The sequence below is a fragment of the uncultured Mycobacterium sp. genome, assembly GCF_964249325.1.
In the GTDB taxonomy this organism is placed as follows: Bacteria; Actinomycetota; Actinomycetes; order Mycobacteriales; family Mycobacteriaceae; genus Mycobacterium.
Genome location: NZ_CAXUCH010000026.1, coordinates 1 through 20,590, shown reverse-complemented (window position 1 = coordinate 20,590; position 20,590 = coordinate 1). Strand labels below are relative to the sequence as shown.

15 protein-coding genes and 1 pseudogene are annotated in these 20,590 nt (G+C 65.2%); 7 read left to right on the top strand and 9 right to left on the bottom strand.

Going from position 1 to position 20,590, the window contains the following annotated elements; genetic code table 11:
- Window positions 1–3 precede the first annotated feature (3 nt).
- From ACFE99_RS05800 to ACFE99_RS05790, 3 genes are all read right to left on the bottom strand, one after another.
- On the bottom strand, window positions 4–1,281 hold the full coding sequence (locus ACFE99_RS05800) for an alpha/beta hydrolase (RefSeq protein ID WP_375483302.1): 1,278 nt from the start codon (window positions 1,279–1,281) through the stop codon (window positions 4–6).
- 70 nt (window positions 1,282–1,351) lie between these two features.
- Window positions 1,352–3,973 carry an AAA family ATPase gene (locus tag ACFE99_RS05795; RefSeq protein ID WP_375483274.1) on the bottom strand — a complete coding sequence of 874 codons (2,622 nt, stop codon included), beginning with the start codon at window positions 3,971–3,973 and terminating at the stop codon, window positions 1,352–1,354.
- Window positions 3,970–5,127, bottom strand: coding sequence for an exonuclease SbcCD subunit D (locus ACFE99_RS05790; RefSeq protein WP_375483272.1), 1,158 nt, complete (start codon window positions 5,125–5,127; stop codon window positions 3,970–3,972). The genes ACFE99_RS05795 and ACFE99_RS05790 overlap by 4 nt, the downstream gene beginning before the upstream one ends.
- 175 nt (window positions 5,128–5,302) lie before the next feature.
- Between ACFE99_RS05790 and ACFE99_RS05785 the strand changes: the two genes are divergently transcribed.
- A complete protein-coding gene (locus tag ACFE99_RS05785) occupies window positions 5,303–5,806 on the top strand; it encodes a histidine phosphatase family protein (RefSeq protein ID WP_375483270.1) in 504 nt (167 codons plus the stop codon).
- Between the two features lie 89 nt (window positions 5,807–5,895).
- Here the strand turns inward: ACFE99_RS05785 and ACFE99_RS05780 are convergent, their stop codons facing one another.
- Together ACFE99_RS05780 and ACFE99_RS05775 are read right to left on the bottom strand one after the other, a co-directional pair.
- Window positions 5,896–6,441 carry a DUF3558 domain-containing protein gene (locus tag ACFE99_RS05780; RefSeq protein WP_375483268.1) on the bottom strand — a complete coding sequence of 182 codons (546 nt, stop codon included), beginning with the start codon at window positions 6,439–6,441 and terminating at the stop codon, window positions 5,896–5,898.
- Window positions 6,442–6,449: 8 nt separating this feature from the next.
- A complete protein-coding gene (locus ACFE99_RS05775) occupies window positions 6,450–6,944 on the bottom strand; it encodes a DUF3558 domain-containing protein (RefSeq protein WP_375483300.1) in 495 nt (164 codons plus the stop codon).
- A 226-nt stretch (window positions 6,945–7,170) separates the two neighbouring features.
- On the opposite strand from ACFE99_RS05775, the gene ACFE99_RS05770 reads away from it, so the two are divergent.
- From ACFE99_RS05770 to ACFE99_RS05760, 3 genes are all read left to right on the top strand, one after another.
- Entirely contained in the window at window positions 7,171–8,922 is a 1,752-nt protein-coding gene (locus ACFE99_RS05770; RefSeq protein WP_375483266.1) for an ABC transporter ATP-binding protein, read from the top strand.
- An 11-nt stretch (window positions 8,923–8,933) separates the two neighbouring features.
- Window positions 8,934–10,820, top strand: a complete 1,887-nt coding sequence (locus tag ACFE99_RS05765) for an ABC transporter ATP-binding protein (protein ID WP_375483298.1) — start codon at window positions 8,934–8,936, stop codon at window positions 10,818–10,820.
- 795 nt (window positions 10,821–11,615) lie between these two features.
- Window positions 11,616–13,145: a methyltransferase domain-containing protein gene (locus tag ACFE99_RS05760; RefSeq protein WP_375483264.1), complete on the top strand. Its 1,530-nt coding sequence runs from the start codon at window positions 11,616–11,618 to the stop codon at window positions 13,143–13,145.
- Window positions 13,146–13,400: 255 nt separating this feature from the next.
- Here ACFE99_RS05760 and ACFE99_RS05755 read toward each other — a convergent pair.
- A pseudogene (locus ACFE99_RS05755) lies at window positions 13,401–13,537 on the bottom strand (hypothetical protein); the annotation flags it as partial.
- 260 nt (window positions 13,538–13,797) lie between these two features.
- Between ACFE99_RS05755 and ACFE99_RS05750 the strand changes: the two are divergent.
- Both ACFE99_RS05750 and ACFE99_RS05745 read left to right on the top strand, forming a co-directional pair.
- Window positions 13,798–15,546 (top strand): ABC transporter ATP-binding protein, encoded by a 1,749-nt coding sequence (locus tag ACFE99_RS05750; protein WP_375483295.1) that lies wholly within the window; start codon window positions 13,798–13,800, stop codon window positions 15,544–15,546.
- 17 nt (window positions 15,547–15,563) lie between these two features.
- Window positions 15,564–17,450, top strand: coding sequence for an ABC transporter ATP-binding protein (locus tag ACFE99_RS05745; protein WP_375483293.1), 1,887 nt, complete (start codon window positions 15,564–15,566; stop codon window positions 17,448–17,450).
- 14 nt (window positions 17,451–17,464) lie between these two features.
- Here the strand turns inward: ACFE99_RS05745 and ACFE99_RS05740 are convergent, their stop codons facing one another.
- The 3 genes from ACFE99_RS05740 to ACFE99_RS05730 form a co-directional block, all read right to left on the bottom strand.
- Window positions 17,465–17,572: a hypothetical protein gene (locus ACFE99_RS05740; RefSeq protein ID WP_375483262.1), complete on the bottom strand. Its 108-nt coding sequence runs from the start codon at window positions 17,570–17,572 to the stop codon at window positions 17,465–17,467.
- A gap of 169 nt (window positions 17,573–17,741) precedes the next feature.
- Complete coding sequence (locus ACFE99_RS05735) at window positions 17,742–17,882, bottom strand: hypothetical protein (RefSeq protein WP_375483260.1); 141 nt, start codon at window positions 17,880–17,882, stop codon at window positions 17,742–17,744.
- Between the two features lie 43 nt (window positions 17,883–17,925).
- Window positions 17,926–18,867: a hypothetical protein gene (locus tag ACFE99_RS05730; RefSeq protein WP_375483258.1), complete on the bottom strand. Its 942-nt coding sequence runs from the start codon at window positions 18,865–18,867 to the stop codon at window positions 17,926–17,928.
- Between the two features lie 168 nt (window positions 18,868–19,035).
- Between ACFE99_RS05730 and ACFE99_RS05725 the strand changes: the two genes are divergently transcribed.
- Window positions 19,036–20,590: hypothetical protein (locus ACFE99_RS05725; protein ID WP_375483256.1), on the top strand; the 1,555-nt coding region annotated here is incomplete at its 3' end.

The window sequence follows — 20,590 nt, the reverse complement described above, 5'->3', positions numbered from 1 at the left end:
GTGCTAACCACTTCGGCGAGCGGCTAGCCGTTGACGAGGCACCCAGCGGCTCAGGTCAGAAAGCGACACCGGCAGGCCGCCCTCTACCGCGGCTGCCAGACCGACCGCCATCTTCACCAGCCGCAGCGCCGGGCGCACCGGAAGCGCATCCAACATCGACGCTTGGCTCGCTAGCTTCTCAAGTTCATCACGACATACCGCTGAGGCGATGGTCAGCGCGGCCCGCTCGCGAGTATCGAGCGCACTGTGACCCATCGTCGGCAACGTCAACAGCACCGAGTTCGGCAACAGCGACGCGACGCGCTCCGCTAACGCCGGCGGTGTGGTCAGGTCGCGACCACCGGAGACCACCACCGTCGGCCAGGAGAATTTCGGCAGCTCGGCCGCCAGATCGTACGGCTCCGCTTCGAACGTGGCTGTGGCCGGGATCAAGTCGCGCATCGCCACCGCGGGGTCGAGCGGCAGCCCGTCTGGCTCAGCGGCATAGTCCAGCTCGCGCAACGCAATACGGCTCACCAGGTCGATTTCGTAGCGGTAGGGCGCCTTGTGCGTGGTCATCGTGAGAACCCAGCCAAGTGCCCTCCACAGCAGCGTGCGGCCCTGCAACAGCAGATCGAGTTGGCGATTGAGCAGCGAAGCCCCGCCGTAGCCGTACACCGCCGCAGCGAGTTGGCCGGCGGTCGGCGTCATCACGCCAGCCGCAGCGAGGCGACGCACCTTGGGGGCTAGTGCGGCGGTCTCAGGGTGATCGCCGTACCACAGCAGTCTCCGGATTGCGTCGCGTACAGCGGCGATGTCATGGCGCGACAACACCGGCGAATCCAGGACCATTCCCCCCACACGACTGGGATAGCGGACACCGACGCCCGCGGCGATGTAGGTGCCATAGGACGCACCGTAGATGACGGCCGTGTCGACCTGGGCGTCGTCGAGCACCGCGGCCACGTCGTCGACCACCTGGTTGACGGTGAGCGCCTGGGGCGGCAAGTCGGCACCGGCGTCGTCGTGGCGGGACATGCCCACACCCCGGTGTTCGATCATGATGACATCCAGCCCAGCCGCGGCGGCCCGCCGGCGAAAACCCTTGTACACCAGCACCGATGCGAGTCCCGGCCCACCAGGGATGATCACCAGCGGATGGGTTGATTTCGGTCCTGTGCGCACATAGTAGAGGTCGAACTCCTCTGGACTGCCCGGCCAGATCGGCCGCCGCACGGGTCGCACTCCGGGCTGTGACGCCAGCTTGCTGTGCACCCGCCGCCGTTTGGCATCCATCGTCATCGGCATCGACCCGCCACTCGGACATTCTGCCGAAAACCGTCGCCAGGCGCCGCCGGCACCCGGATGGCCGTCAGGCGCCCACCTCGATGCGGTGTGCGCCCTGAACGCCGTCATATCGAGTTGGAGTACATGTCAACACGATCAGCTGTCCATGGGCGCCGACCATGTCGAACACCTCCCCCATCTTGATCAGGCGGTCGGGATCGGTGAAGCCCAGCGCATCGTCGATAAGCACCGGGACGGTGTCTTCCTTCGCCACCAACGCCGCGCCCGCCAACCGCACCAAGATCCCGAGTTGCTCTTTGGCCCCGCCCGACAACGACTCGTAGGGCACAGTGCGCCCGTCCAGGGTTCGGCTGCGGATACTCAGGTCACTGTCGACGTCAACTTCGAAACTGGGCCCGAAGACAGGACGACCGAGCCGCTGCAGTTCGGTGCGGAACGGCTCGACGTAGCGCAGCCGCGTGTTGTCGCGATGACGGACCATCACCGAGCGCAGCAGTTCCGCCCCACGCGCCCGGCGGCGCACCCGCGAGTATTCGGCCGCAGCATGTTCCCGGCGAGTTTCCGCGGCGTCCAGCTTTCCCTTTCGTCCTTCGGTGCCGAACACGGCCAGTTCCACTGTGATGTCATGCAGTGCGCGGGCCGTTTCCTCGCGGCGGGTGCGCAGCGTGTCCGCCGCCTCGGTGGCGTCGGCAAGTTCGGCGGCAACCAGATCAGGCGCCGCGGCATCGAGCTGTTCGGACAGGTCGGCGACTCGCTGGTGGGCGGCTTTGGCGGCCCGCAGATCGGAATCCGCTGCGGCGGCCAGGTCCTCGTCGGTGCGGGATGCCCGCTGCTGGGCCAGCCGGGCGGTTGCCGCATCCAGCTCCGTCCGCTGAGTTGTCAGCTTGTCGTGCAAAACGGCTGCGCGGGTGGACGTCTCGGCGACCCGGGCGGCTGCGGCGGCTGCAACCTGGCGAGACTCCTCACAGCGGGTGGCCGCCTGCAGGCAAGCCGCATCGGCCAGGTCGAGCTCAGCCCGGGCAGCGGCGATATCCAATGTGGCATCGCCAGCCCCGTCGGGCTGGCCGGACCGCAGTTGCGCCAGCCGGGCACGCAGCTGATCGACGTCATCGTCACCACAGAGCGCGGACAGCGTGGCGGTCAGCTGATCGCGGTTGCTGTGCAGTTCGCGGCGCCGCTGGTCGGCGTGTCGCGCAGCGGCCAGGTCAGCGACTTGGCCGGCCTCCAACGCGGCCGCGAATTCGCTTTGCGCTGCAGCAAATTCGGCTTCGATGTCGCGGGCAGTGGCGCCGGGACTGAATCGCGCCGTAACCACACCGGGAACCACGACTTCGGTGGGGCCGGTCGCCGTCGTCGACCAGCTCTGGCCTGCGGATAACGGAATGCGCTGCGCGCCGGCCTCGAGTTCGATGTCTGCGGCTGCTGTGAATTCGACTGTGGCCGAGAGCATTTCGAGTTTGCTTTTCGCCCGGTCGACGGCCGCCGCCGCATTCTCGATGCGCCGCATAACGGTCTCGCTGAGGGCTATCCGGGATAGCTCCGTACAGATCCGCTCCCGGTCGAGGTGGACTGCGTCGATTCTGGCGATCCGGGTGGCCAGGCGCTTGGCGTCGTCACGGTTGGACAGCTTTTCCAGCACATTCCGAGCGGTGTCGACCCGTTGGCGAGCAGCTGCCAGGTCGGCGTTGGCCTGCTCGAGCGCGGCATCGGCGCCCGCGGCAGCCCCTCGCGCCGTCGACTGGGCGTCAGCGGCTTGGCGGGCCTCGATTTCTACTGCCGCGATGGTGGCAGTGCGAGTGCCGATGTCGGCGCGCAGCTGCAGCCGCTCGCTGTGCGCGGAGCTGGACGTGGTACTGGTTGCGGCGGCGGCGGTGGCGAGCAGCTCGGCTTCCCGGAGCTGCTCGGTGAGCTCCGTAATGTGGGCGGCGGCAGCTTGCGCGGCACGGTGCCGACCGTCTGCGTCCTGCTGGCGCCGAGACAACTCCGCGAGTTCATCGGTCAAAGCGGCGTGCCGACGCACCCGCTCATCGACTTCGGCGACCGCCGCAGCGCACCGGGCAACGTCTTCTTCGGCCTCGCGCAGACGCGCGATCGCGGCAGACCATTCCCCGGTGGGCCGTCCGGTCGGAGTGAAGTAGCGCCCATACTCGGCCTCGATCCGCTCGATGAGCAGCGGCTCGGTGCCCGACAGCATGGCAGCGTCGCCGGCAGCCACGTCGAGCGCACGCGACAGCGCGTCACAGCCGGAGAAATCCACCGCGGCGGTCGACGTCGCCTGAAGCACCCGCTGCGCCTGCCATAGCTCGGTGTCCATGGTCTGGGCCAGCATGGCGCACACCCGCTCGTGCGCCTCGTCGCCGGTCACCTGTTCTCGGCGCGGAGCCAACACGGTCAGCTGGGTCTCGCACTTCTTGTGGAACCGTTTGCGGTAGACGAACCGATAAGGGCCCGTGCTGATCTCGGCGGTGACCTCCGAGCCGACGTCGGCGTGCGTGGGCTTGACCTGCTTGACGTCTTTTTTGGTCGAGCGGTCTTTGGACTGCAGCAGCAGATCCAGCGCTTCGATCATCGACGACTTGCCGATTTCGTTGGGCCCACACACCACAACCACGCCGCTGTCGGGGAACTCGATCTCGCGGTGCGCGATGCCGCGGTAATTCGTCAGGGCCAGCCGGTGCAGTTTCATGCCGCACCTCGGTCGCGGTCGGCAAGCCGCAGCAGTAGCGCCAACGCCGCCTGGGCGTCGTCGGCGGCATCACCCCCTCCAGCGCGGGCAGTTGCGACCAGCTCGTCGACGGCGGCGGCGGCAAACCCGCCGATACCGAGGTCGCCGAACTCGCCGTCGGCCGGGATCACGGTCAGATCGCTGTGACGCTCCCACAGGCCCAGCCAGGCGAACAGCCTCGAGTATTTGTCCAGGCAGGCGTCCAGGGCGGCGCGTTCGGTGACGGTCAGCGACCCGGTCAAGGCCAGCCGCAACACGGTGCGGTCCTTGTCGGTCATCTGGTCCAGGTTCAGGTCCAGGTCGGCGATGTCGCGGTTGGTGTCGACGTGGTGGCGCATGGTGAGGAACCGCCAGCGTCCGACGCGGCGAGCGTCGACCTTGACCGCCCGCTGGTGGTCGGCGTCGTCGATGTCGACGATCAGGACATGGCCGGGGTCGGATTCGACGTCGTCGAAGTTGGTGACCTCCGGTGAGCCGGAGTACCAGACCCGACCGCTGCTGCCGACAGTGGTGCGGGAGTGCTTGTCGCCCAGCGCGACATAGTGGATCAGACCGCGGGCCAGCGCATCCTCCAGCGCGGCGAGCCGGATGACGGCGGGTTTGTCCGGGTCGGGGTCGAGTACATCGATGCCGCCGTGCGCGACGAGGATTCGGGTGAGCCCGTCGCCCGGCACGCCGTCGAGTGCTTCGGCAACCACGTCGGTGCTGGGCGACTTCGAGCGCCAGGGCGCGGCGACGAGCTGCACGCCCGGCCGCACGTCGTGCACACCGGCCCGGTCGAGCACGACGACGTTGTCCGGGCGTTCGGCAGTGAACAACGCGCTGGTGTACACCGACGACGCATCCAGCGGGTCGTGGTTGCCGGGCAGCAGGTAGACCGGAATGCCGATGGCGCGCATGGCTTCCAGCGACTGACTGACAACCCGCGGAGACAGCTGGTTGTGTTCGAAGACGTCCCCGGCGACCACCACGAACTCGGCGCCCACCTGGGCCGCCAGGGCACCCAGCCCGGCCACCGCGTCGCGGCGGGCCGCTGAATAGCGCGGCTGGGCTTCCCCGGCCAGGAAGTGACGGGTCATGCCCAGCTGCCAGTCGGCTGTGTGCACGAACCGCATGCCGATCCCGTCCTTTCTGCCTTGCCGTGACCCAGCCCGGCGACGATGCCGGCCGAGGAGCGGCCCGAGGAGGAGCCGGGCAATGGGGCAGGAGCACCGCGAGTCTAGGACCGGGCACTGACAAGTTCGGGGACCTTGCTCGGCACGTCCGGGCTTTGGCCTTACCGTTGGTCAGGTGAGCGGCCGGCATACGTTGGTGCTGCTGCGGCACGCGAAATCGGCGTACCCCGAGGGGGTGGCTGACCATGAGCGGCCGCTGGCACCACGGGGAATTCGTGAGGCCGGGTTGGCCGGTGACTGGCTGCGCACCAACGTGTCCCGCATCGACGTGGTGCTGTGTTCTACCGCGACGCGGGCCCGCCAGACGTTGGAGCGCACCGGTGTGCGGGCAGCGGTGCGCTACGTCGAGCGCTTATATGGTGCCACTCCGGCAGTAATGATCGACGAGATCAATGGGGTCGACGAGGACGTCACCACCTTGCTCGTCGTCGGGCACGAGCCGACGATGTCCGACGTGGCGACCGGCCTGGCCGGTCCAGATGGCACGGACACGGCTGCGCTGCAACGCATTTCGACGAAGTTCCCGACCTCGGCGATTGCGGTGCTCGAGGTCGCGGGCCAGTGGAAGGACCTCAGGCTGGGCGGTGCCGCGCTCGTCGGCTTCCACGTGCCGCGCTGACGGCCGCACACCGCGAAACAGAAACCAGGGTCGTGGTCAGGGCCGTTGGATCAGCAGCCGTGGCTTCTTTCTCGTGGGCGCGGCGACCGTCAGGAATTTGTCGACAGGGTCAGCTCCATGAGCTTGATCGCCTGCGCACACGCGTCAATACCGGGCGCCTGCGGGTTGACCCACCAGCCGACCACGCCGGCGGCGTCGCTGGCCACACCGCAGGAGCCGTTGGGGTCGTTCGGCCGCATCACGATCGACTGCACGCCGGCAATAGAGCGGCTCTCGATCTGATACTTCAGCCCCTCGGCCACCTTGCGCTCGTTGGTCAGGCTGCCCTGTTCAAACCAGAACCGGGTGATGTCGATGAGACCGGCCGGGTTGGCTGCCTGCCAGCGGCAGATGGCGCCGACGAACGTGCTCTGGATGTCGAGCGGGTCGGCCCCCACCGTCTTGGCAAGGATGTCAGTGGTCAGCACCTCGCATTCCTTGAGCAGGTTCGGGTACTGCTGTTCGGAGTTGTTGTTGCGCTGACCGCCGCCTTCGCCCGCCCGGACCGGTTTGCCGGCCACCGACCGCGAACACCCGGTCACCATGGCCGTCGCCGCGATGACGGCCATCGCCGCCGCGAGCACCCGTTGACGCATTGAACGACTCATTTCGAGTTCGCAATCGATTGACGAGCGAGTTCTTTGGCAATGTCGCATGGATCGGGGAACGGTTTCTGGTTGAAGCTCACCGACCATTCGATGAAGTCGTCTTGGAACTGGATGCCGACCTCGCACAGCGAATCGCCCAATGTCGGCTCGGAACCGATGGCGATGAAGCCACCGTGGCCGTTGATGTTGATGTCCTCGACGCTGGACCGCGACAGCTCCTCGGTCTTGCGCTCCCGCCCGATCGGGCTGCCGCGATACCAGGAGAACGAGAAGTGCGGGCCAAGGATGCCGCCGCCTGCCAGCCACTGGCAGCCGACCGAGTTCTGGGCGGTGTTGACCAGTCCGGGGATCTTGGTCAGCTCTGACACCGTCTGGTCGCTGATACCGCCGCATTGCGGGAAGAACGGCCCGTGATGTCCCTCCGCGGACGATGACGACGACGACTCGGTGGGCTGGGGCTGCTTAGAGCCGGAATGCGAGCACGCGGCCATCGCCGGGATCAAGGTCGCCACCACCAGGGCGCGCGCCACCACGTTGCGCTGCACGGCTACGCGTACCTTCTGCTGGTCACACGATGCACTGTAGCGGCAGCACCTTAGGGCAACCACGGCACACGCGCTGAGCAGGTCTTTAACGCGGCTGACCGGCCCGATTTCGGTGCCGGCGCCGTCCGGCGTGGTCAGGACTCGACGGCTTGCGGTGTGCGACAGTTACCAGATGCTCCTGGCATTGCTGCGCCAGTACGTCCGGCCGTACCGCTGGCTGGTCGCAGCGGTGATGACGCTGCAAACGGTCAGCACTCTGGCTTCGCTATACCTGCCTACGGTCAACGCCAGCATCATCGACGACGGGGTGGCCAGGGGCGACACCGCCACCATCGTGCGGCTTGGCGGGGTGATGCTGGCGGTCACCACGCTGCAGGTGCTCTGCGCGGTGGGAGCGGTCTACTTCGGCTCCCGCACCGGGATGGGCTTGGGCCGGGATCTCCGCTCCGCAATGTTCCGTCATGTCATCACGTTCTCCGAGCACGAGACGGCCCGGTTCGGCGCGCCGACACTGCTGACGCGCACCACCAACGACGTGCGGCAAATCCAATTCCTGGTGCAGGTGGCCTCCACCATGCTGATCACCGCGCCGATCATGTGCATCGGCGGAATCATCATGGCGATCCACCAGGACGCGGGCCTGTCCTGGTTGCTTGTGGTCAGCGTCCCTGTACTCGGCGTGACGAATTACTGGATCGTGTCGCGCATGCTGCCGATCTTCCGCAGTGTTCAACGGCTGATCGATGGCATCAACCGAGTGATGCGCGATCAGCTATCCGGTGTCCGGGTAGTCCGGGCGTTCGCACGCGAACAGTTCGAGCGCGAAAGGTTCGCGCAGGCCAACCGCGGGTTATCCAATACCGCTTTGGCGGCGGGCAATTGGCAAGCGCTGATGCTGCCGGTGACCACGCTGACCATCAATGTGTCCAGCGTCGCGGTGATTTGGTTCGGTGGGCTGCGTATTGACGCCGGCCGGATGCAAGTTGGCTCGCTGATCGCCTTCTTGGTCTATTTCACGCAGATTCTGATGGCCGTCCTGATGGCGACGATGGCGGTGATGATGCTTCCTCGCGCGGCCGTCTGCGCCGAACGGATCACCGAAGTGTTGAGCACCCGCCCCGCGGTGGCCGACCCCGACCACCCGGTGCGCCCACGGCGCGGCGCACGTGGCGTGCAGCTGCACGATGTGTCATTTCGCTACCCCGGAGCGGACCGCGCTGTGCTGCAGCGTGTTTCGCTGACCGCAATCCCTGGCACTACCACCGCGCTGGTCGGTGGGACGGGGTCGGGGAAATCCACGCTGGTGTCGCTGATCTGCCGGCTCTACGACGTCACCGAGGGCGCTGTGCTGGTCGACGGAGTGGACGTGCGCGCTTACGAGACCGAGCGGCTGTGGTCGGCAATCGGGCTCGTGCCGCAACGCGGCTACCTGTTCTCGGGCACGGTCGCAGACAACCTGCGATACGGCGCGCCTCCAGGAAAAACAGTCACCGAAGCCGAGATGTGGGCGGCGCTGCGGGTAGCGGCCGCCGACGAGTTCGTGCAGGCGCACGACGACGGCCTGGCCATGCGTGTTGCCCAGGGCGGCATCAACTTTTCCGGCGGCCAGCGGCAACGGCTGGCGATCGCGCGGGCAGTGATCCGGCGTCCGGCGATCTACCTCTTCGACGACGCGTTTTCGGCCCTGGACGTACACACCGACGCCAAAGTGCGTGCGTCGTTGCGTGCGATCAGCGCAGACGCGACAGTCATCATTGTCACCCAGCGGATTTCGGCTGCTGCCCAGTCTGACCAGGTGATCGTCATCGACGATGGCCGCCTAGTCGGTGCCGGTACACACGAATCGCTGCTAGAGAGCTGCCCAACCTATCGCGAGTTCGCCGATTCTCAGGCGTTGGGCTCGCGCGTCGGAGGCCAACGGTGACCACGCCGCCCATGCGCGGCGTGGTGCAAGCACCCACGCAACGGTCGCGCGACTTCACGCGCTCCGCAATACGGCTGATAAGACGGCTCGCACCGCAACGCTGGCTGGCCGCTGCGGTGATCGCGCTGGGAATCGGCGGCACGGCAATCGGAGTCGTCGTCCCGCGGATTCTCGGCCACGCCACCGACCTGCTGTTCAACGGTGTGATCGGGCGAAAACTCCCGGCCGGGATGACCAGGGAACAGGCCGTCGCAGCCGCCCGGGCGCGCGGCGAGGGCGCCTTCGCCGACCTGCTGTCGGGAATGAATGTGGTACCGGGCCACGGCGTGGACTTCGGTGCGGTTGCCTACACGCTCGGGTTAGCGCTTGCTCTCTATCTGGCTGCAGCGCTGATGATTTGGTTGCAGGCAAGGCTGCTCAACGTCACCGTCCAGCGGACAATGATGGCGCTGCGCTCCGATGTGGAAGACAAGGTGCACCGACTGCCGTTGGCCTACTTTGACGGACGGCAACGCGGTGAACTGCTCAGCCGCGTCACCAACGACATCGACAACGTCCAAACCTCGATCTCGATGACAATCACCCAGCTGCTGACCGCAATTCTGACGGTAACCACGGTCCTGGTGATGATGCTGAGCATCTCGCCGCTGCTGACGGCGATCACGTTGCTGACCGTGCCGCTGTCGCTGTTGGTCACACGGGCCGTCGCGCTCCGCTCGCAGCGACTGTTCGTCGCTCAATGGGCCCGCACAGGGCGGCTCAACGCACACATCGAGGAAACCTACAGCGGCTTCACCGTGGTCAAGACGTTTGGCCATCGCGAGCAGGCTCAAGCGCAGTTTCGTGCGCTCAACGACGACGTGTACGAAGCCAGTTTCGGTGCTCAGTTTGTCTCCGGTCTGCTGTCGCCGGCCACGATGTTCATCGGCAACCTCGGTTATGTCGCGGTGGCGGTGGTCGGTGGCCTGCAGGTGGCGACGGGCCAGATCACAGTGGGCAGCATCCAGGCGTTCATCCAGTACGTGCGCCAGTTCAACTGGCCGCTCTCCCAGTTGGCGGCAATGTATAACGTGATGCAGTCCGGCATCGCTAGCGCCGAGCGGGTTTTCGAGCTGCTCGACGAACCCGAGGAGTCCCCCGACGAACACGTGGAACCGCTGCCCGTCAACGGCCAGCGGCCGGTCGGACGCGTCGAGTTCGACCACGTGAACTTCGCTTACCGGCCAGGCACCCCGGTGATCGACGACATGTCGCTGGTGGTCGAACCCGGCAGCGCGGTGGCAATTGTCGGACCGACGGGAGCCGGCAAAACCACATTGGTGAACCTGCTGATGCGGTTTTACGAGGTCGACTCCGGCCGGATCTTGATCGACGGCGTCGACATTGCCAACGTCAGCCGCCATTCGCTGCGATCGCGCATCGGCATGGTGCTCCAGGACACCTGGCTGTTCGACGGGACAATCGCGGAAAACATCGCCTACGGGCGGCCCGGGGCCACTGAGGAAGAGATCGTCGAGGCGGCGCGGGTAGCCCACGTCGACAACTTCGTCCACACGCTGCCGGACGAATACCGAACGCGGATCGGCCACGACGGCGGCAACATCAGCGCGGGCGAAAAGCAGCTGATCACCATCGCCCGGGCTTTGTTGGCCCGTCCTCAACTATTGATCCTCGACGAGGCCACCAGTTCGGTCGACACCCGCACCGAATTGCTCGTCCAGCATGCGATGCGCGAGCTTCGTCGCGGACGGACGAGCTTCATTGTCGCCCATCGCCTTTCCACCATTCGGGACGCCGACCACATCCTGGTGATGCAAGCCGGCCGAATCGTCGAACACGGTAACCATGCCGAGCTGCTGGCCAGGCGCGGCGCGTACTACGCCATGGCCCAGGTTTAGCGAACCCCACCCGCTTGCGGTTGGCGATAAATAGTCTTTGCGATTTTGCATCGCGGCTTTAGCCGCCCGTCGCGCTGACGGGCGCGCCAGCCGCCAGGTCCGACAACAGAGAGGCCGGGTGGAGCTTGGTGCAGGGGTGGATGCCCGGTCAGCCTCCTCGGCAGACCGGCGGCAATGGCGAGCCGTCCGCTCCCGCAACCACCTCCCGCGCCTCCCGGGCAGCCCACGCCTGCCGGCGGTTCCGCCCCGACCGACGCCCGGTGAAAGCAGGCAGTGGGGCGACGGTGACACCCTGAACACGCAATGCAGCAAGGTGGGCAACTGCTGCGGGTCATGTGAGGCTGCCACCAGTCGGAGAACCGATTCTGCCGACGATGTCGAAAGCCGGTGAGCTGACCGCAGTCGCCAGCCAGCCGTAACTGTTGACAGTCAGCACTATTCGCGTTTCTAGGTGCAGGGTGCAGGCGCGCGCAGGCCTTCGCGTGGGTGGCCACAGATTTCCTCTCTTTCGAACATTCCGATCTTGATCCAGTCGCACGCTTCGTTATTCCGCGAGCGTGCAACACACCATTTAGGGCCAGTTATTAACCCACATGAAAAAATCGCTTGCGCCCAGCGATATGTTTGGTGCGCGAGGGGCTAACGCGGCAACTACCTAAGCAATCGACTTAATCGGTTTCCACTACCTATGTTTTGCCGTTTACAACATCGCAGATCCTTACCGGACGTAGCATCCCGGCAAGCCGCGATAGCGCGACCCAGCACTTTAGCAACTACAAACAGTTGGAGGCACCCATGACCACGTCAGCCGTGGATGTTAAGGGTCAGCTCATGCAGGCGTTGGAGGACGCCATTGCCGAATGGCCGCTGGAAAAACATCCATTCTTGAAACGCTTCTCGGAGGGCGGTTTCGACCAGGAGGCGATCCGCTGGTGGGCAATAAAAATGCTTCCCGGAAGCAACCGCTTCAACCAGGCCTTCTTGAAAGTCACCGCGCGAGTCGACGACTATCGCGCTCGCATTCTGCTGCTGAACAACGTCTACTCCGAGCACGGGGAACTCAACCCCGACGGCGCTCACGTGGCCCTCTTTATGCGGTTCATGCGGGGGATCGGCTGTTCACGGGTCGACGTGCACGAAGACGACGGCGCATTCCGGGTGCCGGAGTTGCGGTTCAAGCGGTTCGAGATCCAAGATAACGAACCGATCATTTGGTCGCTGGGCCGGTTCGTGGCGATCGAATGCGTGCTGCCGGGGGTGTTCACCAAATACATTGAAGGGCTGCGCAAGATCTTCCCGGGCATCGATGACCACACCATCGAGTACTTCCCGATTCACTGCGTCCTGGATCCGGAACACACCGATCAGCTCTTGCAGGTCGCCAGCCTCTACGTGAAGTCAGATGTCGATGTGATGACGTTCCAGGACGGCGTGCGCGACATGTTGCTGTCGATGTCGGACATGTTCTCGTGGATGGGCCGCAACATGGCCCGCGAGGCCGGCAGCGACGAGCTGTTGCGTTCCACCCTTCCGGTGTCGGCACCGCAGCCGTCCAATGGCGATGCCCATCTCACCGATGCCGATATCTACGACGGTATTTACGAACGTGACGAGGCGACCAAACGGCAAGCCGCTTTCGTGCTCGATCAGCTTGCCGGAATCGACCGTCCTTCGGTGCTGGATCTGTGCGCGGGTACTGGATCGTTGGCGCGGTTGCTGGCTGATCGCGATGTGCGGGTCACCGGTGTCGACAGTAGCGAGGCACTGCTCGCGGTGGCCCGGCGCAAGGTGCCGGAAGGCCGATTCCTGCAGAGCGACATCCGCCGGTTGCGGCTCGACGAGCAATTCGATGCGTTGGTGTGCATGAACGGTGCCCTCCACTACATCGAAGAACCGCAAGACATAGTGCGTGTGCTGCGCCTGGCCAAAGATCACCTCCGGCCCGGCGGGGCCTTGATCGCCGAGCTGCGCGACCGCACACGACTGCCGGATATCCTGCCGGACAATGACCACGCATGGTCGTCGTGGTTGCCGCGGCGCGGCCAGGAAGACAGCGATCTCTACGCTTTGTCGGGTGTCGACGCCTCGTCGGGACGGCACGTACTGGACGTTCGGAACTTCTTCCACACCGACCCTTTCCGCATCGCGAATTGGGCCCGGATGGCCGGGCTCACCGACGTGCAGCTGCTGGCCGACTATCTGGACGGCGAGAGCTACACCCGATCGTCCGGTGACGGCAAGGTGGTGCTGGTGGCCCATCGACCCGACCCTGCGCGCGTGGTTCATGGGGACGCACTCGCCGGCGGCCCCGCGATGGCGCTGTAAACCAAACAACCTCGCGAGCAGCTGCCGCCGGTTGCGTCAATCGCCGCCGAGATTGCTTTCATCCACCGCGCCAACGTTGTACTCACTACGGGTCCGGCCGGCTGGCCGACCCTGACGAGAATGGCCGACGTTCGAGTGTTGTCGCCGAACGCGATAGTGGGACTGACTGGGTGGTCTTGAGCGAGCACTGACTGCGCCACGGTGATCGCGACGGTCCGGGTGGCCGACCCGTCGGCGGCGAACTGTCCGGACACCGGTTGCCGATCGGGTGATCGTGGTTTGTCCTCGCCGATCTAATGTTCGCCGCGGCGTTGCCGGCCAGCGACCCCGCCGGTGCGTATGTGGAACAGCGCGGGCCGACCGTTGTCGGGGTAGCGGAACCGGCCGACGCCGTGTGGGTGGTGGCGGTCGATGCATGGGCCAGGCTGGGGCGGAAAGCCCGCCAGCGTCATGGCCGCCGCCGTCGCAGCCTCGAGTGCCACATGGGCTGTCTGTTCGCATTCGAGAACAGTCGATAGGCGGGCGATCAGACACATTGCGGACAAGCACGGCAGGAACACCGGCCTGGCGCGACTATCGACGTCGACGCCGACATGGTCTGACTCGCCACGATCCGGCCGCACAGCCGTCGGGAAGGTGGGAAAGTATGCAGATGCTGGCCAGGCTGCTGCGGCAGTACGTGCGGCCGTACCGACGGCTGATCGCCGTCGTCGTTGCGCTGCAGTTGATCAGCGGTCTGGCGTGGCTGTACATGCCGGCGATCGACGCGGCGATCATCGACGACGGGGTGGCCAAGGGCGACACGTCGATGATCGTGTATCTCGGCGCGGTGATGCTGGCGGTCTGCGGGATGCAGGTGCTGTGCTCGGTCGGTGCGGTGTATTTCGGGTCGCGCACCGGAATGGGCTTCGGCCACGACGTGCGCTCGGCGATCTTTCACCATGTGACCGGTCTTTCGGCGCCGGATATCGCGCGCTTCGGTGCGCCGTCGTTGTTGACCCGCACCACCAACGACGTCCAGCAAATCCAGGCGCTGGTGCAAATGGCCTTAACGGTGCTGATCACCGCACCGATTATCTGCATCGGCGGGATCTTCATGGCGCTACGCCAGGACGCCGGGCTGTCGTGGCTGCTGCTGGTCAGCGTCCCGGCGCTGGCGCTGGCCAACTACTGGATCGTGTCGCACCTCTTGCCGCTCTCCCGGCGCATGCAGCTGCTGATCGACGGCATCAACCGGGTGATGCGCGAACAGCTGTCGGGCATCAGGGTAATCCGTGCGTTCACGCGGGAGCCGTTCGAGCGTCGGCGCTTCGCGAAAACCAACCGTGCGCTGTCGCAGACCGCGTTCACGGCCGGACTCTGGCAGGCGTTGATGCTGCCGGTCACCACGTTTGTGATCAACCTGTCCGGCGTCGCGGTTATCTGGTTCGGCGGGCTGCGAATCGACGCGGGCCGGATGCAGGTGGGGTCGCTGATCGCGTTCCTGTCCTACTTCTTGCAGATACTGAGCGCGGTGCTTCGGGCGACGTTCATCCTGATGATGCTGCCGCGGGCGTCGGTTTGTGCCGAGCGGATTGGTGAGGTGCTGTCAACCGACGCCGCGATCGCCAGTCCGCGAAGCCCGGTGCGCCCGCGGGCCGTCAGCGGCATGGTCCGCCTCCAAGGGGCGACGTTTCGCTATCCGGGCGCGGATCGCGCTGTTCTGCAAGGCGTTTCGCTGACTGCGCGGCCCGGCACCACAACCGCCATCGTCGGCTCGACGGGCTCGGGGAAGTCGACGTTGGTGTCTTTGATCTGCCGGCTCTGCGACGTCACCGACGGCTCGGTGAGCATCGACGGCGTCGACGTGCGTGATTATGACCTCGAGCAGCTGTGGTCGGCGATCGGACTGGTTCCGCAGCACGGGTATCTGTTTTCGGGCACCATTGCCGAAAACCTGCGATACGGCGGGGCACCAAAGCAGGTAGTCACAGACGCCGAGATGTGGGAGGCGCTGCGCGTGGCGTCGGCCGACGGGTTCGTCAGCGCACATCACGATCGCCTCGACATGCCGGTTTCGCAGGGCGGGATCAACTTCTCGGGCGGACAGCGGCAGCGTCTGGCGATCGCGCGCGCTGTGATCCGGCGACCCAAGGTGTACCTGTTCGACGATGCGTTTTCGGCGCTGGACGTGCACACCGAAGCGCGGGTGCGCGCCGCCTTGCGTGAGGTGTCCGCCGAGGCGACGGTCCTGATTGTCTCGCAACGCATCTCGACGACCGCCGAAGCCGACCAGGTGATAGTCGTCGAAGACGGCCACGTCGTGGGTTCGGGTACCCATGAATCGCTGCTCGTCAGCTGCTCGACCTACGCCGAGTTCGTCGACTCGCAGGCCGTGGCCCCCGCCGGGAGATCGCGGTGACGCGCGCGCTGCAGCCGATGGCTCCCGAGGTGCAGGCCCCCACGGAGCGGTCACGGGACTTCCGCCGCACGGCCACCCGGCTGATCAAACGGCTCACTCCCCAGCGGTGGCTGACCGCGGCGGTGATCACCCTCGCTGCCACCGGTGTTGCACTTTCGGTGATCGGCCCCCGAATACTCGGGCATGCCACCGATCTGGTGTTCAACGGGGTGATCGGGCGGCACCTGCCGGCCGGGATCACCAAGGAGCAGGCGATCGCCGCCGCCCGTGCCCGCGGCGACACCATGTTCGCTGAGCTGCTGTCCGGCACGAACGTCAGGCCGGGCGTCGGCGTGGATTTCGCAGCGCTCGGCCGGACACTGCTGCTAGCGCTGGGCCTATACGTGCTTGGCGCCCTCCTGCTTTGGGCACAGGCCATGCTGATGAACATCACGGTGCAGCGCACCATGATGGCGCTCCGTTCCGACGTCGAGGACAAGGTGCATCGGATGCCCTTGGCGTACTTCGATTCCCGCCAGCGCGGCGAACTGCTCAGCCGAGTGAGCAATGACATCGACAACGTTCAGACGTCGCTGTCGATGACGATCAGCCAGCTGCTCACCGCGGTGCTGACCGTGGTGGCGGTTCTGGCGATGATGCTCACCATGTCGCCACTGTTGGCGGTGATCACGGTGTTGACCGTGCCGCTGTCGTTGTTGGTGACCCGAACCATCGCACGACGCTCGCAGCGACTATTCGCCGCACAGTGGGCCGATGCCGGTCGGCTCAACGCCCATATCGAGGAGATCTACAGCGGCTTCTCGCTAGTCAAGACATTCGGGCACCGGACGCGGGCGGAGCAGCAGTTCCGCGACTTCAACGCCGATGTATACCGCGCGAGCTTCGGCGCCCAGTTCCTCTCCGGTCTGGTGCCGCCGGCCACGATGTTCGTCAGCAACCTAAGCTATGTGGCCGTCGCGGTGGTCGGCGGGCTTCAGGTGGCCACCGGCCAGATCACCTTGGGCAGCTTCCAGGCCTTCCTGCAGTACGTTCGCCAGTTCAACCAACCGCTCACCGAGGTGTCGGCGATGTACAACACGCTTCAGTCCGGGATGGCGAGCGCTGAACGGGTTTTCGACCTTCTGGACGCACCGGAGCAGACCCCTGACCCGCCGATTGCGCTGCCATCGCCCAATGGCGAGAGCAGAAGTGGGCGAGTCGAGTTCTGCCACGTGAGCTTCGGCTACCGCCCCGGCGTCCCCGTTATGGAGGATTTGTCGCTGGTGGTCGAACCGGGCAGCACGGTGGCGATCGTGGGACCGACGGGCGCAGGCAAGACGACACTGGTGAATCTGCTGATGCGGTTCTATGAGGTCGACTCCGGACGAATCCTGATCGACGGAGTGGACATCGCGACGGTGAGCCGGCGCGGGCTGCGATCCCGTATCGGGATGGTGTTGCAGGACACCTGGCTATTCGGCGGAACTATCGCGGACAACATCGCTTACGGCCGCCCGGGAGCCACTGGTGACGAGATCGTCGCAGCGGCGAAGAGCGCCTACGTTGACCGGTTCGTGCACACCCTGCCCGACGGCTATGACACCTGGGTCAGCGACGACGGCGGCAGCATCAGCGCCGGCGAGAAGCAGTTGATCACCATTGCGCGCGCGTTTCTCGCTCGCCCGCAACTGCTGATCCTCGACGAAGCCACCAGCTCGGTGGACAGCCGCACTGAGGTGCTGATTCAGCATGCTATGCGCGAATTGCGCCGCGACCGGACGAGTTTCATTATCGCGCATCGGCTTTCGACCATCCGCGATGCTGACGTAATTCTGGTGATGCAAGCAGGGCGAATCGTCGAGCAGGGCAGCCACGCCGAGCTGATGGCCCGGCGCGGCGCCTACTATGCGATGACCCGGGTTTAAGTCTCTCGCACACATTACGGGATCCTGGTCGACGCGATCACGTCGCGGTTGGTCAAGATGTCACGGGTTTGCGGAGTCATGTTCCGCACGTCGTTGCCGGCGACCAGCCCCGCGGACAACATCGCCCACTGCGACAGCTGCGTGCGTTGTTTGGGTGTCGGTCAGGTTGGGCACCGCGGCGACAACATGCCGCACTTGGTCCTCGGAGATCCGCATGTGAAAGGGTCGCGTAAGGAAGTTCGTCCACTACACACCGACGACGAGCATATCGCGTCGGTCCAGTAACCGTGCTTACTCGGAGTGCCGACCTTTGCCGCGGCGGGCGAATTGGTCTGGCACGTCGAGGAATACATCCGCTGCAAAGGGATCGAAGGTGCCAATCTGGGACAGGTTGGCCCGCCACACCGGAGCGAGATCGCCTGCCGCGCTCACCAATCGACTATCCCCGACCAGTCGTAGCGCACCGGCCGTGTGGTCATCGGAACTGTTGGGGGTCGACGCCGTAGACGATCGGTTGCGAATAAAAGGCACGCATCAACATCTCGTAAGTGGGCAAAGCCACCTCCAATACATGGTCCCGAAGAGCAGTGGGCAGAATGCACACTTCCAACGGATCGCGATCGGTCGCCTCGATACCGCGACTGATCGCGGCGTGTTTGACCCAGGCGTTGGCTGAATCAGCGAGATTCGGGTGGTTGTCGAGCCTGTTGGCATTGAAAAACGGCTCTCGCCAACCGTCGATCATGCGCTCACAAAATTGGATGCCCAAACCGCTGCACAGATACCGCAGGAATCGATCGGGAACACGGCTGAACAGCGATCCATCGGCCACAAAGCTGGGGCGGCGGCCGGCGTAGTCGGTGAAGTGCCCACCGATCGCGCGCCAGCCTGTCGCCGAGAAGTTTGTCGACCACCGACTGTTCTGCAGGAATTCGGTCACTATCTCCAATGCACCTGGCCATGCCGGCGATCTCGACAGAGGAGGTGGTAGCAGATCGCTTTGCTTGAGCCGATCGGACCCAACACCGCACAATATGTCGTTGGCGAGCCTCGTCACGAGAGACGATATCTGCGCTCGTGGATGCCGGATGCACCAAACCACAGCGCTGCAGACGTCGGTCCAGGCTCTAAATGCAGACGTCGAGAGATATGGCGCCATGCTTTTCGAAATCACAATCACCGGTTCGTGCGCCGAGGACAGAACTGATTCGACCGCACCGAGGATGTGCCCGGCAGCGATATTCACGTCGCCGATGCGCATGTTGAACGGCTCGTCGATGAACACGCTGGTGCTGGCGGATTCGTTCAGACACCTTCCCAGCGCGGTCGACATGGATCGCGGTACCGCTTGCAGCTCGATGATTTTGATCGAGCCGCCCTCAACGAGGCCGGCCAGGCGGGAAAAGGGACTGCCCACCTCACACCTTCCAGTTCGTGCCTAACCAAGGTTTGCGTACCACATGTGGTCATCCGACGGGCTGCGAATTTCAATTCAATCCGGCTAACTCTGGAATGGCTCGCGCGCCGATCGCTCACAATCATTCGCACGCAGCACGAACGACGAGGGCGGAAGGGTTGTCGAGCGATGACGGCCGAGATGGTCCAGCTGTTCTATGTCGGGGCCGGTGGCGTCAACACCCGCTGGCGCAACCCGAACGGGTCGTGGTCGGCAGAGCAGCACCTCGGTGAAGCCCCGATCGCTCCGATCGCCGCCATCACGGCCCCGGGCACGGGGGTTCTGCACTTGTTCTATTTCGGGATGGACAACAGTGTGTATTCGCGCTCGCGCAACGGTGACGGGTTCTGGTCGGAAGAGGAGCGCCTCGGTGGAGCCGCTGAAAGTGCGATAACAGCGAGCGTGATTCCGGGCACTGAGGTTCTGCAGCTCTTCTATTCAGGGCCCGATGGTGGTGTCAACACCCGCCGCCGCAGCCCTATCGGATCGTGGTCGGCAGAGCAGAACCTCGGCGGGCGGGTGAGCAGCAAACAGATTGCCGCCCTGGCGATTCCGGGCACCAAGGTTTTGCAGCTGTTCTATCGTGGGAGCGACGGCGGCGTGTCGTCGCGCTGGCGCTACCCGAACGGGTCCTGGTCGGAAGAGCAGCACCTCGGCGGAACGGTTTCCGGTGAGATAACAGCCAGCGTGGTACCGGACACCCAGCTGGTCCAGCTGTTCTATCGGGCGAGCGACAACACTGTGAGCACCATCTGGGGCGACCCGACCGTCCGATGGTCGAAAGAGCAGAACCTCGGCGGGGATGCAATCAGTGACATCGCGGCCGCCAGGGTTCCGGGTACCGACGTCCTGCGGCTCTTCTACGTCGGCAGCGACCACGCCGTGTGGTCGCGTTGGCGCAACCCCGACGGCTCATGGTCGGCGGAGCAGCGTATCGGTGGGCAGGTGACCGAGAATGGCGGCATCGCGACCGTCGTGGTCCCCTCCTCCGATGTCTTGCAGCTGTTCTATCGAGGCCCGGGCGGGGCGTGCTCGCGCTGGCGCGACCCCGACGGCTCATGGTCGGCCGAGCAGCAGCTCCGTGGGGACGTAGGGAGCGGCATCGCCGCGGCGCTCGTCCCCTTTGCGGTCGGCGGCAGCTTGTTTGTTTCGGTCTACGGCAACCAGCAGCATTTCACCTACCGCGACGCCTGTGCCGAACTGCAGGATGCCTGGTGGGACGGGGGCCTCTGGAACCTGCAGCAGCTCTCTGCTGGCGGCCCTGCGATCAGCGGGGAGTACGTCATACCGACTACGGGACCGGTCCCTGCCGCGGGAAGCCTCTTTGTTTCGGTCCATGACGATCGGCAGCATTTCACCTACCGCGATCGCAACGGCAATCTGCAAGACGCCTGCTGGGATGGCAGCAGCTGGCATCTGCGCCAGATCAACGACGCAGACGCCAAGGGCGCCACCGCATCCCCGGACACCTTCATCGCCGCCCACCACACCCGGGGCGACAACGGTCAACCCGTGAAAGCCACCGCACCCGCCGTCGGCGGACTATTCGTCTCGAGCTATCACAACCAGCACCACTTCGCCTACCTCGACGCCGGCGGCGGAATCCAAGACGTCTGCTACGACGGCACCAGCTGGCACCTACAACAGATCAACGCCGGAGCCGGCCTCACCGTCCCCGGCGCCT

Bases quoted from the DNA above. Each gene is read 5' to 3' on its own strand.
- ACFE99_RS05800 (WP_375483302.1), bottom strand. From the start codon at position 1,281: ATGACGATGGATGCCAAACGGCGGCGGGTGCACAGCAAGCTGGCGTCA.
- ACFE99_RS05795 (WP_375483274.1), bottom strand. From the start codon at position 3,973: ATGAAACTGCACCGGCTGGCCCTGACGAATTACCGCGGCATCGCGCAC.
- ACFE99_RS05790 (WP_375483272.1), bottom strand. From the start codon at position 5,127: ATGCGGTTCGTGCACACAGCCGACTGGCAGCTGGGCATGACCCGTCAC.
- ACFE99_RS05780 (WP_375483268.1), bottom strand. From the start codon at position 6,441: ATGCGTCAACGGGTGCTCGCGGCGGCGATGGCCGTCATCGCGGCGACG.
- ACFE99_RS05775 (WP_375483300.1), bottom strand. From the start codon at position 6,944: ATGGCCGCGTGCTCGCATTCCGGCTCTAAGCAGCCCCAGCCCACCGAG.
- ACFE99_RS05770 (WP_375483266.1), top strand. From the start codon at position 7,171: ATGCTCCTGGCATTGCTGCGCCAGTACGTCCGGCCGTACCGCTGGCTG.
- ACFE99_RS05765 (WP_375483298.1), top strand. From the start codon at position 8,934: ATGCGCGGCGTGGTGCAAGCACCCACGCAACGGTCGCGCGACTTCACG.
- ACFE99_RS05760 (WP_375483264.1), top strand. From the start codon at position 11,616: ATGACCACGTCAGCCGTGGATGTTAAGGGTCAGCTCATGCAGGCGTTG.
- ACFE99_RS05750 (WP_375483295.1), top strand. From the start codon at position 13,798: ATGCTGGCCAGGCTGCTGCGGCAGTACGTGCGGCCGTACCGACGGCTG.
- ACFE99_RS05745 (WP_375483293.1), top strand. From the start codon at position 15,564: ATGGCTCCCGAGGTGCAGGCCCCCACGGAGCGGTCACGGGACTTCCGC.
- ACFE99_RS05740 (WP_375483262.1), bottom strand. From the start codon at position 17,572: ATGTTGTCCGCGGGGCTGGTCGCCGGCAACGACGTGCGGAACATGACT.